General features: G+C 58.7%; 13 protein-coding genes and 2 pseudogenes. 9 read left to right on the top strand and 6 right to left on the bottom strand.

Going from position 1 to position 14965, the window contains the following annotated elements:
* Positions 1-83 precede the first annotated feature (83 nt).
* A complete protein-coding gene (locus tag B5G12_RS09610) occupies positions 84-1241 on the bottom strand; it encodes a glycosyltransferase family 4 protein (protein WP_242956001.1) in 1158 nt (385 codons plus the stop codon).
* 846 nt (positions 1242-2087) lie between these two features.
* Between B5G12_RS09610 and B5G12_RS14980 the strand changes: the two are divergent.
* The 6 genes and pseudogenes from B5G12_RS14980 (at position 2088) to B5G12_RS15170 (ending at position 6143) form a co-directional block, all read left to right on the top strand.
* Positions 2088-3028: pseudogene (locus B5G12_RS14980) on the top strand (family 1 glycosylhydrolase).
* Positions 3029-3182: 154 nt separating this feature from the next.
* Positions 3183-3707, top strand: a pseudogene (locus B5G12_RS09600) (iron-containing alcohol dehydrogenase); the annotation flags it as partial.
* Between the two features lie 179 nt (positions 3708-3886).
* Positions 3887-4171: an aldo/keto reductase gene (locus B5G12_RS09595; protein WP_087324798.1), complete on the top strand. Its 285-nt coding sequence runs from the start codon at positions 3887-3889 to the stop codon at positions 4169-4171.
* A gap of 185 nt (positions 4172-4356) precedes the next feature.
* Complete coding sequence (locus tag B5G12_RS09585) at positions 4357-4671, top strand: flavin reductase family protein (protein ID WP_158099710.1); 315 nt, start codon at positions 4357-4359, stop codon at positions 4669-4671.
* Between the two features lie 338 nt (positions 4672-5009).
* The gene (locus B5G12_RS15175; RefSeq protein WP_144064128.1) at positions 5010-5567 is read left to right on the top strand and encodes a hypothetical protein; all 558 of its coding nucleotides are present in this window, start codon (positions 5010-5012) and stop codon (positions 5565-5567) included.
* Positions 5568-5600: 33 nt separating this feature from the next.
* Positions 5601-6143, top strand: a complete 543-nt coding sequence (locus tag B5G12_RS15170; RefSeq protein ID WP_343286634.1) for an alpha/beta hydrolase family protein — start codon at positions 5601-5603, stop codon at positions 6141-6143.
* Positions 6144-6332: 189 nt separating this feature from the next.
* Here B5G12_RS15170 and B5G12_RS09575 read toward each other — a convergent pair whose 3' ends face one another.
* The 5 genes from B5G12_RS09575 to B5G12_RS09555 all read right to left on the bottom strand — a co-directional run bounded on the left by B5G12_RS09575 (position 6333) and on the right by B5G12_RS09555 (position 12646).
* The gene (locus tag B5G12_RS09575; RefSeq protein ID WP_242956000.1) at positions 6333-7076 is read right to left on the bottom strand and encodes a FadR/GntR family transcriptional regulator; all 744 of its coding nucleotides are present in this window, start codon (positions 7074-7076) and stop codon (positions 6333-6335) included.
* 286 nt (positions 7077-7362) lie between these two features.
* A complete protein-coding gene (locus B5G12_RS09570; RefSeq protein ID WP_087324756.1) occupies positions 7363-8553 on the bottom strand; it encodes a mandelate racemase/muconate lactonizing enzyme family protein in 1191 nt (396 codons plus the stop codon).
* A gap of 46 nt (positions 8554-8599) precedes the next feature.
* A complete protein-coding gene (locus B5G12_RS09565; protein WP_087324755.1) occupies positions 8600-9805 on the bottom strand; it encodes a mandelate racemase/muconate lactonizing enzyme family protein in 1206 nt (401 codons plus the stop codon).
* A gap of 45 nt (positions 9806-9850) precedes the next feature.
* Positions 9851-11287, bottom strand: coding sequence for an APC family permease (locus B5G12_RS09560; protein WP_087324754.1), 1437 nt, complete (start codon positions 11285-11287; stop codon positions 9851-9853).
* A gap of 168 nt (positions 11288-11455) precedes the next feature.
* Positions 11456-12646 carry a mandelate racemase/muconate lactonizing enzyme family protein gene (locus B5G12_RS09555; RefSeq protein ID WP_087324753.1) on the bottom strand — a complete coding sequence of 397 codons (1191 nt, stop codon included), beginning with the start codon at positions 12644-12646 and terminating at the stop codon, positions 11456-11458.
* Between the two features lie 328 nt (positions 12647-12974).
* Here B5G12_RS09555 and B5G12_RS09550 point away from each other — a divergent pair, with 328 nt between their 5' ends.
* The 3 genes from B5G12_RS09550 to B5G12_RS14800 form a co-directional block, all read left to right on the top strand.
* On the top strand, positions 12975-13799 hold the full coding sequence (locus tag B5G12_RS09550) for an MYG1 family protein (protein WP_087232721.1): 825 nt from the start codon (positions 12975-12977) through the stop codon (positions 13797-13799).
* Positions 13789-14646 (top strand): GNAT family N-acetyltransferase, encoded by an 858-nt coding sequence (locus B5G12_RS09545; RefSeq protein ID WP_087324752.1) that lies wholly within the window; start codon positions 13789-13791, stop codon positions 14644-14646. Before B5G12_RS09550 ends, B5G12_RS09545 begins: the two co-directional genes overlap by 11 nt.
* Positions 14647-14705: 59 nt before the next feature.
* Positions 14706-14965, top strand: a 260-nt coding sequence (locus B5G12_RS14800) for a hypothetical protein (protein WP_204245671.1), incomplete at its 3' end; no start/stop codon positions are given.

Here is a 14965-nt window from a genome sequence, read left to right as displayed (position 1 = left end):
CAACGGTTTCCGAACCTGGCGTTCCGGCTCAGGTGCTCCATGATACGGCAGCGTATTGTGCAGGATATACTATCCTGTGCAAACTATCCTTTTTTATGGACCGTCCCTCCTCTATATACATCCAGTGTTTGTTGGACAACCGTATCCCAGTTGTACTTTTCACAGATAAAATCTGCCGCTTCCTTTTTGTATTGTTCTACCTGTTCAGGATGCTGGCACAATTCTTCCAGTTTCTTCTGCAAAGCTACTATGTTTCCTTTTTCAAAAAGTACCGCTTTATCTTCCACAACATCTGCACATTCAGCAATATCCGAGGTCAAGCAGCAGTTTCCGTAGCTCATCGCTTCCAGCAGGCTGAGCGGCATCCCTTCCAGATCACTGGGCAGGCAGTATACATAGGCGTTGCTATACAATTCCGCCAAGATCTGCCCTTGTACAAACCCAGTAAACCGTATTCTATAATCATCCGCAGCAAGCCTTGTGATCTCTTGCATGAATGCGTCCGAATCCGAGCTGCCGCCTGCTATGACCAGTTTTTTATCGGTATCGACCTGCTTGAATGCCTTGATCAAATACTGGATCCCTTTTTCCGGAACGATCCTTCCCAGAAACAAAATATAACCATCTTTATCGAGGCCAAACTGCTCTTGAATCAGCTTTGCCGCCTGCCGTATGGGACGCTCGACTCCGTTGGGGATAAAGACGGTTTTTCGTCCATAAGCATCAGCAAAGTATTGCTGCACGCCTCGGCTTAAAACGATGATCTCATCCGCATAACGAACGGCATTTCTTTCTCCAAATATGATATATTTCCGGGCAAACCTGCCCCACTTTTCGCCCCGTCTGTGGTCCAAGCCATGGATCGTGACCACCACACGTTTACCAAACAGCTTTGGCAGCCAGCACATGGCCGCAGGACCTTCTGCATGGACGTGCACCACGTCATATTTTCCCCATGCACAGGCAAGCGCCGCAAAGAAGCTGGACGATACCGCTGCAAATCCTTTCCTGTTTATGGTCGGGACGGTTTTGATTTTCACGCCCTTGCATTCCCGCAGTTTTGCGCTGTCAAATTTTTTCCCACTCACATGATGGCCGCTCCGGTTGTAGCAGGTCACCTGATGGCCCAGCTTCACCATTCGGCTGCTGAGTTCCTTGACCACGACCTCGATGCCGCCTTCACGGCTCCATCTTTTCTGGCCGAACATGGCGATCCTCAATTTCTCCGCACGATTTTCCATCCTACACCTGCTCCCTGCCAGCTCACCTCTTTCATATCCGCCCCTCACCGCAGGATCTCAGCTGCATAGCGCAGACCCTTCTGGATGTTGGCTCCCGCGTTTTCGATGCCGCCGCAATCATGGCCGCTGCCATGATGCTCCTGCCGATCCGGTCCTGATGCTCCTTCATTCTTCGTCCACCTTCCATCGATTTATCGTTCCGCCTTTTGTTTTATTGTACCATGTTGGGGGCTCCAATTCCACCCGTTCTTACTTTTATTTTACAGAGCAGCAGTCCCTGTGCGGCATTCTCCGGCGGCACACTGCCGTATGCGCTCCGTGTGCAGCCCATGTTGGCCGCACATGCCTGCTGCGCCGGCCAGGAACCATCTTTTGAAAGCGGCTTTCCCGATCTGTCGTTGTACTTTTCCATCCATATTGTTAGACTATTTTATAGAAAACACACAAACGCCCCCCTCCCGGGACTGCGGCAGGCGTTATAAAGCGTTCGGTTTGTAAAAAATTCAAAAGAAAGAAGGACGAATCATGGCAAGCAAGTACGACGGCCTTGCCCGCATCATCACAGCATCGGCGCTCTGGGCATATTCAGCTGGACCGCCTTTGTGGATACCGCCACCAACAACACCAGCGGCATGGTCGTCGCTATCGTGGTGTCCCTCGTTGCCATGGTGGCTGACTTCATCCTCATCCTGATCACCTATCGCGACGAGCCGGCGCAGAAGTCCTGACCCGCCTGCGTTCCTCCTTGTGCCCTGCGGGTGCGGCCTGGCTGCCGGGTCGCGCCCGCTTTTTCTTGACATGGAGTCCCGCATCTCCTACAATAAACAGGAAAGGACGGTGACACGGATGATCTATAACCCCCAGCTGGAAACGTTTCTCTGTGTGGCAGAAGCTGGCAGCTTCAACCGGGCTGCCGAGCAGCTGTATATCTCGCCCCCGGCGGTCATCAAGCAGATCAACCTGCTGGAGGACAGCCTGGGTGTGGCGCTGTTCATCCGCACCCACCGCGGCCTGCAGCTGACAGCGGCGGGCCACTCCCTGTGTCAGGATGCCAGGTACATCAACGGCGACGAGGAACAGCCCAACGAAGCCGGGCTGCGCCACTACGATGAGGTGATCGACGAGTGCCGGAAGTACGGCATCGAGCCGCTGATCACCATCAGCCACTATGAGGTGCCCTTCGTCCTGACCAAAAAATGCAATGCCTGGGCCAGCCGGGAGACCATCGACTATTTCCTCTGCTACTGCCGGGCCATCTTCACCCGGTATAAGGGCAAGGTGAAATACTGGCTGACCTTATGTCCTCCTGCCAGACCGCAGGCGAGGCCAAGAGCGGCGAGGGCAACATCCTGGGCGGGGTCCCCAACCCCTATCTGAAGGCCAGCGACTGGGGCTGGCAGATCGATCCCGAGGGGCTGCGCTACGCTCTGAACGACCTGTACGACCGCTACGGCAAGCCCCTGATGGTGGTGGAGAACGGCCTGGGCGCCAAGGACGAGGTCGCCCCCGACGGCTCCATCCAGGACGACTACCGCATCGATTATCTGTGCCGCCACATCCAGCAGATGGCCGAGGCGGTCCGAGACGGGGTAGACCTGATGGGCTACACCCCCTGGGGCTGCATCGACCTGGTGAGCGCCTCCACCGGGGAGTATGCCAAGCGGTACGGCTTTATCTACGTCCGCCGCTACGACGACGGCACCGGGGACTTTGCCCGGCTGCGGAAAAAGTCCTTCTTCTGGTACAAAAAGGTCATCGCCTCCAACGGCGAGGACCTGGAGCCGTAATCCCGGCCCGTCCCATCCCGCGCCAAACTGATAAGCCGCAGGTATACACTGCATAACCAATCGAGACTTCTGCCGAAGTCTCGATTTTTTTATACTAGGAACAGAACGGACCGCCGGAAAAAGCGAGGTCACAGTCGGAAAGGAAGCATTTTCTATGAACAACTTTATTTTTCAGAACAGCACCAAGGTCTACTTTGGGCAGGGCTGCGTCAAGGAGTACCTGGCCTGCCTGACCAAACACGCCCATACCATCCTGCTGGCCTACGGGGGCGGCTCCATCAAGCGCAACGGCGTCTACGACGAGATCATGGATGTCTTTTACAGCGCAGGCAAGCAGGTGGTGGAATTTTCGGGCATCATGGCCAACCCCACCTACGCCAAGGTGCAGGAGGGCGCCCGCCTGGCCCGCGCCTGCGGCGCCGACATGATCCTGGCCGTGGGCGGAGGCAGCGTCATGGACTGCTGCAAGGCGGTCAGCCTGGCCGCCCGCTACGACGGGGATGTCTGGGATGACTTCTGGGCCCGGCCCGGCGTTATCGACTTCGAGCCGCTGCCGCTGGGAGTGATCGTCACGGTGGCGGGCACCGGCAGCGAGTGCAACGGCGGGGCCGTCATCACCAACGAGGAAAAGAAGATCAAGACCGGCCGGGACTACCCCGCCCTCAACGCACGGTTTGCCCTGATGGACCCGACCTACACGTACAGCGTGCCCCAGGGACAGATGGTGTCGGGCAGCTTCGACATCCTCAGCCACATCATGGAGACCTATTTCAGCGCCCCCGACGCGGACAACGTCTCGGATGACATCATGGAGGCCCTGATGCGCAGCGTCATCCGCAACCTGCCTACCGGGCCGGGATGCCCCAGTTCGCCCCCGACGCCATCGACCAGAACCAGCCGCTGCTGGATCTGCTGCGCCGGATGGCCCGGGAAAAACAGGCCACCCCGGCCCAGATCTCCCTGGCCTGGATGCTGTGCAAAAAGCCCTGGATCGTCCCCATCCCCGGCATCCGCAAGGAAGAGCGCATGGCAGAGAATGCAGGGGCCGCCGGCATCGCCCTCACCGCCGGAGAGGTGGAGGCCCTGGACAAGGCCCTGGACACCGTCGGGATGTCCGCGGTCTATGGGGTAAAACAAAACTGAACATACGGAACAAGGAGGTTTTCTTATGGAGTACGCAGTTCTGAACAACGGCGTCAAGATGCCCATGGCCGGCATCGGCACCTTTCTTCTCAGCCCCGATGAGGCGGAGGCCTCGGTGCGCAGCGCCCTGCGGTGCGGCTACCGCCTGATCGATACCGCCAACGCCTATAGGAATGAAAAGGGGGATGGTCTCGGGCAACAGCGAGCCGGCCAAGATGCAGAAGGCCGGCTTCCACACCAGCAAGGCCAGCACGGTGGACGCGCCGCTCATCGACGAGTTGCCGGTGGCGCTGGAGTGCCGGCTGCTCAAGGTGAACGAGGACGGCAACATCATCGGCCAGATCCTCAACGTCAGTGTGGATGACACCATCCTGAACGGGGAGGGCCAGATCGACCCGGAGCTGTTCCATCCCATCTCCTTCGACCCCGCCAACAACATCTACCGCGCCCTGGGCGAAAAGACGGGCAACGCGTTCTGGGACGGCGGCAGGCTGAAATAAGCCGGGATGGGCGCATCCGGAAGATCCATACACAACATCGGAGGAAGCGGGCTACATCAGCGGCGCCGTCTACGCGGTGGACGGCGGTGCGCTTTGGCTGCGATATCGCCTTTCCAAATAACATCATCTCCATCTTCCTTCTTTGCCGCAGGCCCGCAGCCGAATGCTGCGGGCCTGTTTGGCGTATGCATCCCCAGTAGAAACCTTCGGCTTATCACTCCATAACCAATCGAGACTTCTGACCGGGGGCGGAGCGCGTTACAATAAAGCCAGGAAAAAAGTGCTTCGGCCCCAGAAAAGAACGACCGTCCACCGTACAAAAGAAAAGGATCAAACCTATGAAACTACAGCATCGGGCCGCCGCCCTGACAGCGGCCGCCGTTCTGGCCCTGTCCACCCTGACAGCGCCGGTCACCGCCTTTGCGGCATCCGGGGATGCCGCCGAAAACGGCATCCTGGACCTTCTGCCCGCCCCCCTGCGGGACCTGATCGACCCCGAAAACGCGCCCCTGCGCATCGCGGAACAGGGCATCTTCTCGGCGGGCGGCACCGTCATCCGCTCGGATGGCACCTTTGACGTGGGCAACTACTACACCTCCCATGTGGACCACGCCAACGTCCTCTACCAGATCCCCGAAAACGACACCGAACTGCCCATGGTGTTCCTGCACGGGTACGGCCAGTCCCGCATGGGCTGGATGACCACCCCGGACGGACGGGAAGGATGGTCGGATATGTTCCTGCGCAAAGGGCACAGCGTCTGGCTGATCGACCAGCCCCGCCGGGGCGAGGCCGGCCAGACCTCGGTGGCAGGCACCATGACCACCACCCCCTCGGACCAGACCTGGTACACCCAGTTCCGCATCGGCACCTACCGGAACGATCAGTTCACCTAAAATGAGGGCTCCCAGTTCCCCCGGGGCGAGGAGGTGCTGGATCAGTTCTTCCGCCAGATGACCCCTGACACCAGCATGGACAACGACGCAGGCGATCAGGCCATCGACAACACCGTGGTGGCCCAGGCCGTCGCGGCGACCATCGATGAAGTGTATGCCCGCACCGGCAAAGACTCCATCCTGGTCACCCATTCCCAGGGCGGCCTGCCCGGCTGGGAAGTGCCCCTGTATACGGATCATGTGGCCGCCATCGTGGCCATTGAGCCGGGCGCTGCGCCTGAGGTGGGCAGCGACGCCTACAACGCCATGGTGGAACAGAACATCCCGGCGGCCTTCTACTACGGCGATTACATCGGCCAGCAGTACACCGACGTGCCCGCAGCCGCCATGTGGACCATGATGGCCTCCACCGCCGACACCTTCACTACGGCTTACACCGCCGCCGGCTGCACCAGCACAGTGGTGCATCTGCCGGATGAGGGCATCACCGGCAACGACCACTTCATGTTCCAGGATCTGAACAACGACGTCATCGCCGACCACATCGAGAACTGGATCCAGCAGAACGTGCAGTAACGAGGCGACGGCCGCCACCCGCCCGGTGCGCCGGCTCCCCCACACGATGCTATTATGATGCAACAGCCGCAGCAGGGATCTGCTGCGGCTGCTTTGCATTTGGGAACGTGTCTTGCCCATAGATATCAAAAGGGTGAACCCCGACAGGTCCACCCCGATCTCATACCAAACCGGCCGTCTGCAGGCCGCTTATTTTTCCGCATCCGGGTCCAGACCCTTGATGGGGATGATCCCGATCATTTCCTCCTGGGCCCGCTGCAGGGCATCCACATCCGAATGGATGATGCAGTGATAGATCTTGTTGTGCGTGTCGCTGTCTGTCTGATAAGGCATACCTGCCTCGTGGCGGCGCCGGGTCCGCGTACTGAGCAGCCTGGTGATATGCCCGCGGATCAGCTGCTGTACCATATAGTAGATGTCCTTGTAGAGCTTGTTGTGGCTCATTTTGATGACCTGGTAATGGAAATTGAAATCCGCATCCACCAGGTTTGCCAGCAGTTCTTCCGAATACGGGTCCGTGTCCTGGAGCTTTGCGCGCTCGTTGTAGCAGTCCAGCGCTTCTTTCAGCTGCTGTTTTTCCTCGTCGGTTGCGGTGTAAACAGCCAGCCGCATACACTCGTATTCCAGCAGGTTCCGCAGCTGCTGCACATCCCGGTACTGTTCCTCCCCCTCATAAAAGACAGATATCTCATTGAGGATGGGCTTGAGAGAGAAGTTGCAGACAAAGGAGCCCTCGCCCACACGGGTCTCTATGATGCCCAGGGTATTCAGTTTTTGCAGTGCCATCCGCACGCTCAGCCGGTTCACTCCGAACATATCCGCAAATTCTGCTTCGGAGGGGATCTTGTCCCCCGGCTGCCAGACGCCGTCCGCTATGTCCTGCTTGATCGAGGCACACACCTGGTCTACCACCGACACCCGTGCGATTTTCACGCGCCTTCTGCTGTTCTGTTTGATCTGTTCCTGTCTCACATTTTTCACCCGACCATGTTTCTGTAGAGATTGTGGCTATAAGAGCTCTGAACACGGCAAATTCTTTGCACATGTATATGTATTATTATAGCGGTTCGTTTAGCTTTTGTCATTACCTTTCATAAATTTTGCTCCTCCCGGGCGCGTCTCCTGCAAAGAGGTACAAGAACGCCCCCTTCCGGCGGCTGGACCGAAAGAGGGCTGTTCTGAGGGGATAGAAAGGGCAGGTATACGGGATTCAGGAGGATCACTCGATGACAACTTTGCGTGCGGTGGCCATTTCCTGTTCGCTCATCTCCTGGCCGATGCCGGGCAGCTCAGGCACCTCGTAATAGCCATCCTTGGGTGCATAGTAGTACTTGCCTGCGTTCTTGAATTTGGTCAGCAGGTTGGCGTTATGCTCCTCATGGATCACGAAGTTGGGGATGACCGTCTCGACCTGCAGGGCAGCTGCCGTGGCGATCGGGCCGCCGCAGACATGGATCTGGACGCCCACGTCATAGACCTGAGCCATATCGCAGATCTTCTTGGTCTCTGTAATGCCGCCGGTATTGCACAGGTCGGGCTGGATCACATCCAGGGTCCGGTCCTCCAGGAACTGGCGGAAGCCCCAGCGGGTGGAGCTGCGCTCACCGGTGGCCAGAGGCAGGCCGCTGCGCTCCTTGATGTGCTTGAACAGGGTGGGGTTGCAGGGCATGGTGGGTTCTTCGTAGTACATGATGCGGTAGGGCTCCAGCTCTTTGCCTAGGATGGCCGCGGTGTTGGCATCCAGCAGAGAGTGGATCTCCACAATGATATCCAGATCGGGGCCGCCCGCCTCACGGGCCGCGGCGATCCGCTCCACCGAGCGTTTCAGATCGTGTTCGCGGTAGCAGCCGCGGATCTGGTTGCCCTGCGTGCCCATGATCTCAGCCAGAGGCCGGGGTTCAGTGGGAGCAAACACAGGATCGATCTTGACCGCGTCATAGCCTTCAGCCATGGCGTCCTTGACAACGTCGTAGTAGTCCTGGGGATCGTACAGCAGGCCCAGACTGTCGCTGGCCTCGATCTTGGTGCGCCAGCCGAACTGCAGCTGGCTGGCGTAAGCGCGCAGCTTCTTGTTGGTCTTGCCGCCCAGCAGTTTGTACACCGGCAGGTTCAGCGCCTTGCCCTTGATGTCCCAGCAGGCGGTATCGATGGCCGCCATGGCCGAGGTGATCACCAGGCCGCCGCCCATGCCCCAGAAGGTATGACGGTGCAGGTGTTCCCAGATCTCCTCTGTGTTGAAGGGGTCCATACCGATGACCAGCTTGGCGAAATCCTGGCACTGACCAAAGGCCGCCTCCCAACTGTTGCCATAAGCCAGGCCGGCCTCACCGAAGCCGCTGATGCCCTCGTCCGTGTTGACCTTGACCGTGATAAAATTGCCCAGATAGCATTCAACGCTTGTGATCTTCATACAACGTTACAGCTCCTTTCTTGTCTGCATTCTGTTTTGTGTATCGTTATTCCACGACATACCGGATGGAGTGCTCCATCGCCCAGGGGCTGATCTCTGCGCCCAGGCCAGGGCCCTCAGGCACTTTGAACCGGCCGTTCACCGGCTGGAAATCCACTGTGCAGAGCTCGCGGTTGTAGTCGTGCAGGTTGAACACATGGTGTTCATGGATGACAAAGTTGGGGATGACGGCTTCCAGGTGGAGGGCCGCCGCTGTGGACAGGGGCGAAGCGCAGACATGGGCCTGTACCGAGATGTCATAGACATAGGCCATGTCGCAGATCTTCTTGGCCTCGGTGATGCCGCCGCAGTTTCCAATGTCAGGCTGGATGACCTGGATGGCCTGATCTTCAAAATACGGTGCATACTGCCAGCGGGAGTAGACGCGCTCACCGTGGGAGATGGGCATGGACAGCTTGTCCGAAATGAACTTGGCCGTCTTGGGGGTGGGAGTGTTGGGCTCCTCAAAATAGAAGATATTGTACTTCTGGACGGCACGTCCCAGCTGCACGGCGCTCTGGGCGTCGGGGCGGGAATGGTTCTCCATGATGATATCCACCTTGGGACCGATGGCCTCCCGGACGGCGGCCACACGTTCTTCCACCACATTGACGTAGTAGGGGGAGAGCAGACGGCAGCACTCCTCATCGGTGTAGGCATGGCCGTCCTTGGGGTCATAGGTAAAGAAGTCGATCTTGATGCAGTCGTACCCTTCCTCGACCGCCTTCATGGCGTTGTCCACATAATCCTGCACCGTGACGGCATCGTGGGGAGCGCTCATGGTCAGGCTGTCCTTGCATACATCCAGACCCCAACCGAACTGCAGCTGGCTGGCATAGGTGCGGATGTTGTCCCGGCGCTTGCCGCCCAGCAGCTTGTAGACAGGCACTCCAAAGTATTTGCCCTTGATGTCCCACAGGGCGATATCGATGGCACTGATGCCGGCAAACACCACCGGGCCGCCGTTCTGGCCCCAGAAGGTGCACTTATACAGCTTGTCCCAGATGACCTCGTTGTCCAGAGGATCCATCCCGATGATCAGGGTGGCCAGGTCGCGGATCATGGCTGCGGCAGCCGGTGCGCCGTTGCAGTAGGCCAGGGCGGCTTCGCCGTCGCCATAGATCCCCTCGTCGGTATAGATCCGGCAGAGGACGGGCCGCCATTCGGGGCGGCGGGCCTGCACTTCGAACACTTCGACTTTTGTGATCTTCATAGCTTTGATACCTCCTGTTCCGGGCCGATGCGGATCAGCCCTGGGTCATGATTTGGGTTGTTGTTCGGACGCGGTATGTTCTTCGGGTTCACCGCTCCAGACCGAGGTATGGATGACGATGTTGCCCGTTTTGGAACGCCACAGGCCGATCGCTGCCAGGATCACGATGGCCGCCACGTTGATGGCCGCCAGAAGGGGACTCATGGACAGACAGCTCTTCCACAGCACCACCATAAAGAAGAAGAACGATACCCAGCAGATGACGTAATACAGCGCGTCAGGCACATGGAGGCGAGCCTTCTTCCAGGAGTTGGGGTATTTCTTGGGCAGTTTCAGGTAGGCGATCATGTTCAGGATGGCAAAGGCCGATGTCATCAGCTGGACCATATTGGTGATCACTTCGATGGAGAAGCCGAAAACGATGGGGATCATGCCCACGACATACATGAAGGTCAGGATCCACACGCGGGCGCCGGCCTTGTTCTTTTTGCCGAAGGAGGCAGGCAGCCAGCCGTCATCGCAGGACTGGCCAATGTTGATGGCGTTGTAGGCAAAGGAGGAGTTCAGGGTGGAGAGCAGCGCCATGATGGGGCCGCCAATGATGAACAGGATGAACAGCCAGGTGGGGAAAATGCGCTGTGCCGCAAAGACCAGGGTGGTGGAGCTGCCGTATTCTTCCACGGTCATGACGCGGGTGCCGGCCATGGCCACGCCCACATACAGAACGATCAGGGTAGGGACCGTCATCAGCATGGCCTTGGGGATATCCCGCCGGGCGTTTTTGGAGTCCTTGCCATAGGAACTGGTCATGTAGTAGCCCTGGCAGGAGTAGACGAACAGAAGCACCGCGCCGGTAAAACCGCCGGCGATCTGGCCGTTTTCAAAGGTGATGCCCCAGCCCTGGGTCAGGAACTCGGGATCGCTGAAATCAAAGATGGGCAGACTGCCCTGGATCACACCGGCCACTGCAAAGACAAACAGCATGGCGATCAGCAGCCAGGTCATGACCTTTTGGGCAAAGGCCATGATGTCCACGCCCATCAGGTTGACCACAAAGAAGAACGTCAGCAGGGCGCCGCCCACGATGATGCGGGCCAAGTGGCTGCCCAGGATGGGGAAGATATCACCCAGATAGGCCGCCGCTGAAGCACCAAACAGGGACAGGGAGAGGCATTGGGTCAGGTAAGCGTAGGCGAAGATGCCGCCCACCGTCGGACCGGCAAGTTCGCACAGCATCGAGTAGTTGCCGCCGCCCAGGCGGAGCGTGGAGGAGATAAAGATGGTGGGCAAAACCATGATAAAGCCCATGATGATCGCCGTCAAATAGGCCAGCCAGGCCGAATAGCCCGTCATTTTGATGGCCGGGACGATCAGGGTGATAACGCCAGCGCCAATGACCTGGCCTACAGCCAGCGCGTACAGCTCTTTGGTGCCAAGCGTACCTGGTTTGGGCTCCGGTTCATGGATGATTTTAACTGCCATAGTTCAACGCCTCCTTATAGTTGGGTTTTATGATTCCTTTTACCATAGGCCCGCGCAGAGGCATCGCTTCCCGGCGCGGGCCAAAACCGTTTGGTTTACTGCCGTTGTCTTGTACGCTGCGCCTTCCGTCACGGCGTACTCCGCGATCTCCCCGGCCGGACCGGGGCATTACTCGATCACTTTGTAAAGGACCGCCTTATCGATGGCCTCCCGCAGGAACTCGTTGCCGATACCGGGCAGGTCGGGCACGGTGAAGCAGCCATTCTCAGGCTGGAGGTTGTATTTGGTCAGGCCTACGCTGGTGTCCATCCGGTTGCAGGTGTGATGCTCATGGATGATGAAGTTGGGGATGGTGCACTCCAGCTGCAGGGCAACGCTGGTAGCCAGGGGACTGCCCGCCGCATGCACCTGGACCCCCACGTCAAAAGCATGGGCCATATCGCAGATCTTTTTCGTCTCGCTGATGCCGCCGCAGTTGCCGATATCGGGCTGGGCCAGCTGCAGCAGGTTCTTTTTGAAGTATTCTGCGTACTGCCAGCGGGAGAAGATCCGTTCGCCGTTGGCGATGGGCACCGAGCTGTATTTTGCGATGTACTCCACCGTCTGCGGGGTGGGGGTATTGGGCTCCTCAAAAGCCAGGATATTGTATTTTTCAGCCAGCTTGGCCAGCTGAACCGCGCCCAGGGCGTCCGGATAGGAGTGGTTCTCCATGATGATGTCCACTTCATCGCCTGCGGCTTCCCGGGCTGCCTTCATCCGGGCTTCCACCATTTTGAGCTGTTTGGGCGTCAAAAATCCGGTGGTGTCCAGGAAGCTGAGGGGCTTGCCTTCTTCGTCGCGGTCAAAGAAATCGATCTTGATGGCGTCGAACCCTTCTTCCACTGCCAGCTTGACATTGTAGGCATAATCCTCAGGGGTGACGGCCCACAGGTGTTCGCTGACGCCAGTCTGTCCCCAGCCGAACTGCAGCTGGCTGGCATAGGTGCGCAGCTTGTCCCTTACCTTGCCGCCCAGCAGCTGATAGACCGGGACATTGAAGTATTTGCCCTTGATGTCCCACAGCGCCACGTCAATGGCCGCGATGCCCGAAAAGACCACCGGGCCGCCGTTCTGGCCCCAGAAAGTCTTTTTGTACATGGTCTCCCAGATCAGCTCTGTTTGCAGAGGGTCCATCCCCAGCACCAGTTCTGCCAGGTCGCACACCATGCCAAAGGCAGCGCTTCCGCCTATGCCATAGGCCATGCCCGCCTCGCCGTCGCCGTACAGGCCGGTATCGGTGTAAATGCGGCACCCGATGGGGCTGTTGGTCTTGCTTTGGGCGGTCGGAAGCCGGAACACTTCCACCTTTGTGATTTTCATAAATCCACCTCCTAGTTATTGAAGTGTTCAGTTGTTCGCTATGTTGCCATTATATAAATCATTCAGCGAATAGTCAATATAGTTTCGCCTTATTTGTATAAATTTATAAAACAAGAAGAAAAGAATTATACAAAACAGAGAGACTTGATTTAATCGCATCTTTTTTCTTTCCCTTATGACAAAAGCCCGCCCGGCGCCAAAGGCGCGCCCAGAGCTGGCGGCTTTTTCCCGATTCGCAGGTGCAGCCAAAGGCTGCGGCTGTTTTGCACATCGGCATAAAATGTGGTATACTGTTACGAAAACAGTTCTGTGCAGAGAGGTGTTCCTAATGAAGATCCCAGCCCGCGGTTTTACCCACGCCGGCAAGTTCCACGCCGACGATGTGTTTGCGACCGCACTTTTGCAGATCCTGCGCCCGGACATCAAAGTCAGCCGGGGCTTTGTGGTGCCGGATGACTTCGACGGCATCGTCTATGACATCGGCGACGGTATGTTCGACCATCACCGGGAGCCCCGTCAGACCCGCCCCAACGGGGTGCCTTACGCGGCCTTCGGGCTGCTGTGGCGGGTGCTGGGTCCCGGCCTGGTTGGGGAACGTCAGGCCCGCCTCATCGATGAAAATTTCATTCAGCCTTTGGACCTGAACGACAACACCGGCGAACAGAACAGCCTGTGCGATGCCATCGGCTTTTTCAATCCGCCCTGGGACAGCGCCGACAGCGCCGATGACCGCTTCTTTGAGGCGGTGGCGGTCGCAAAGCAGATCCTGTCCCGTCAGATCGAGGCGGCCAACGCGGTCAACCGGGCGGACGAAAAAGTGCGGGCCGCCTACGCTGCCTCCAAAGACGGCATCGTGGTGCTGCCCTGCTATCTGCCCTGGAAAAACGGCCTGTACAAAACCGACGCTCTTTTTGTGGTGTACCCCAGCCAGCGGGGCGGCTGGAGCGCCCAGTGCGTCACCGACCACCGGACCAAAAAGCCCAAACTCCCCTTCCCCGCCTCCTGGGCCGGCCAGCCCCAGCAGGTCATTGAAGCCCGCAGCGGTCTGGATGGGATCAGCTTCTGCCATGCCAGCCGCTTTTTGATCACCGCCAGGGACAAGCAGACCGCCGTGGCCGCCTGCCGCCTGGTGCTCAAGAACAATGGACGGTGAATCGTTCGCCCCCGCCTATGTCTACATGGTCCGCTGCGGGGGCGGCAGGCTGTACACCGGCTGGACCAACGACCCTGCCGCCCGGCTGCACGCCCACAAAACAGGGCAGGGTGCCCGGGCGACCCGGGCCTTCGGAGCTCTGAGCCTGGCCTACCTCGAACCCTGCGCGGACAAGCCGGCGGCGCTGCGGCGGGAAGCCGCCCTTAAAAAGCTGTCCAAATCCCAAAAAGAGGCCCTGTGTGCCGAATGGGCCCGGCAGATGCAGCCCCGGCTGTCCATGGCCACCTGCGCCGATGCTGCCGACATCCTGCACATTTATAACTGGTATGTGCGCAACCGGATCGCGACCTTCCAGATCACCCCGTCCACCCTGGAGGAATACCAGACCTGGGTGGAGGATACACTGGCCCGAGCTCCGCTGCTTCTGGCGCGGGACGGGACCGGCCGCCTGCTGGGCTATGCCTGCGCCCATCGCTATCATCCCCGGGAAGCCTTTGACTGGGATGTGGAAAGCACCATCTACTGCGCCCCGGACGCCTGTTCGGCGGGGGTGGGCGCCAAATTGTACGGCGCGCTGCTGGAGCTGCTGCGCATGCAGGGGTATTGGAACGTCTATGCCCTCATTGCCGACCCCAACCCGGCCAGCGAACGCTTTCATCAGAAGTTCGGTTTCACCTGCGTAGGCCGCCAGCCCCACACGGCTTACAAGTTTGGCCGCTGGGCCGGGCTGTCCACCTGGTGGCTGCCCCTGCGCAAAGGCAGCGCCGCCCCCGCTCCGGCCCGCCTCCGGCTGGAGCCGGCTGAGGTAGACCAGGTGCTGGCGAAATACAATCAGCGCACACCCTAAACAGGCGAGCACCCGCTAAAGGCGGGTGCTTTTTGTTTGGGCTCTGCACGGGAGGCCCGATGGCCCCTTGCAAGCCCCCGGGAATGTTGACCTGTGGTCAAGTTTTTGCTCTAAAAGTTAAAAAACAGTCAGCTGACCCGCCCAACCGCAAAACAGTCAGCCCCATCCAGGGCGCGGCAAAAGCGGGCGGCACACAAAAGCAATGCGGGGGCCGGCTTTGCAGCCGGCCCCCGCAGAGGGACCCTATCTTTCGTGACGCAAAAGTTCTTTTGTTTTGGTGCGATCAACAACAGAAGGAATATGGTTCTATTCCTCTTTG

This window comes from Faecalibacterium sp. An58, from assembly GCF_002161515.1.
Lineage (GTDB): Bacteria > Bacillota > Clostridia > Oscillospirales > Ruminococcaceae > Faecalibacterium > Faecalibacterium avium.
Note: the sequence above shows the minus strand (reverse complement) of the source record. Positions and strands in the feature narration are given on the sequence as shown.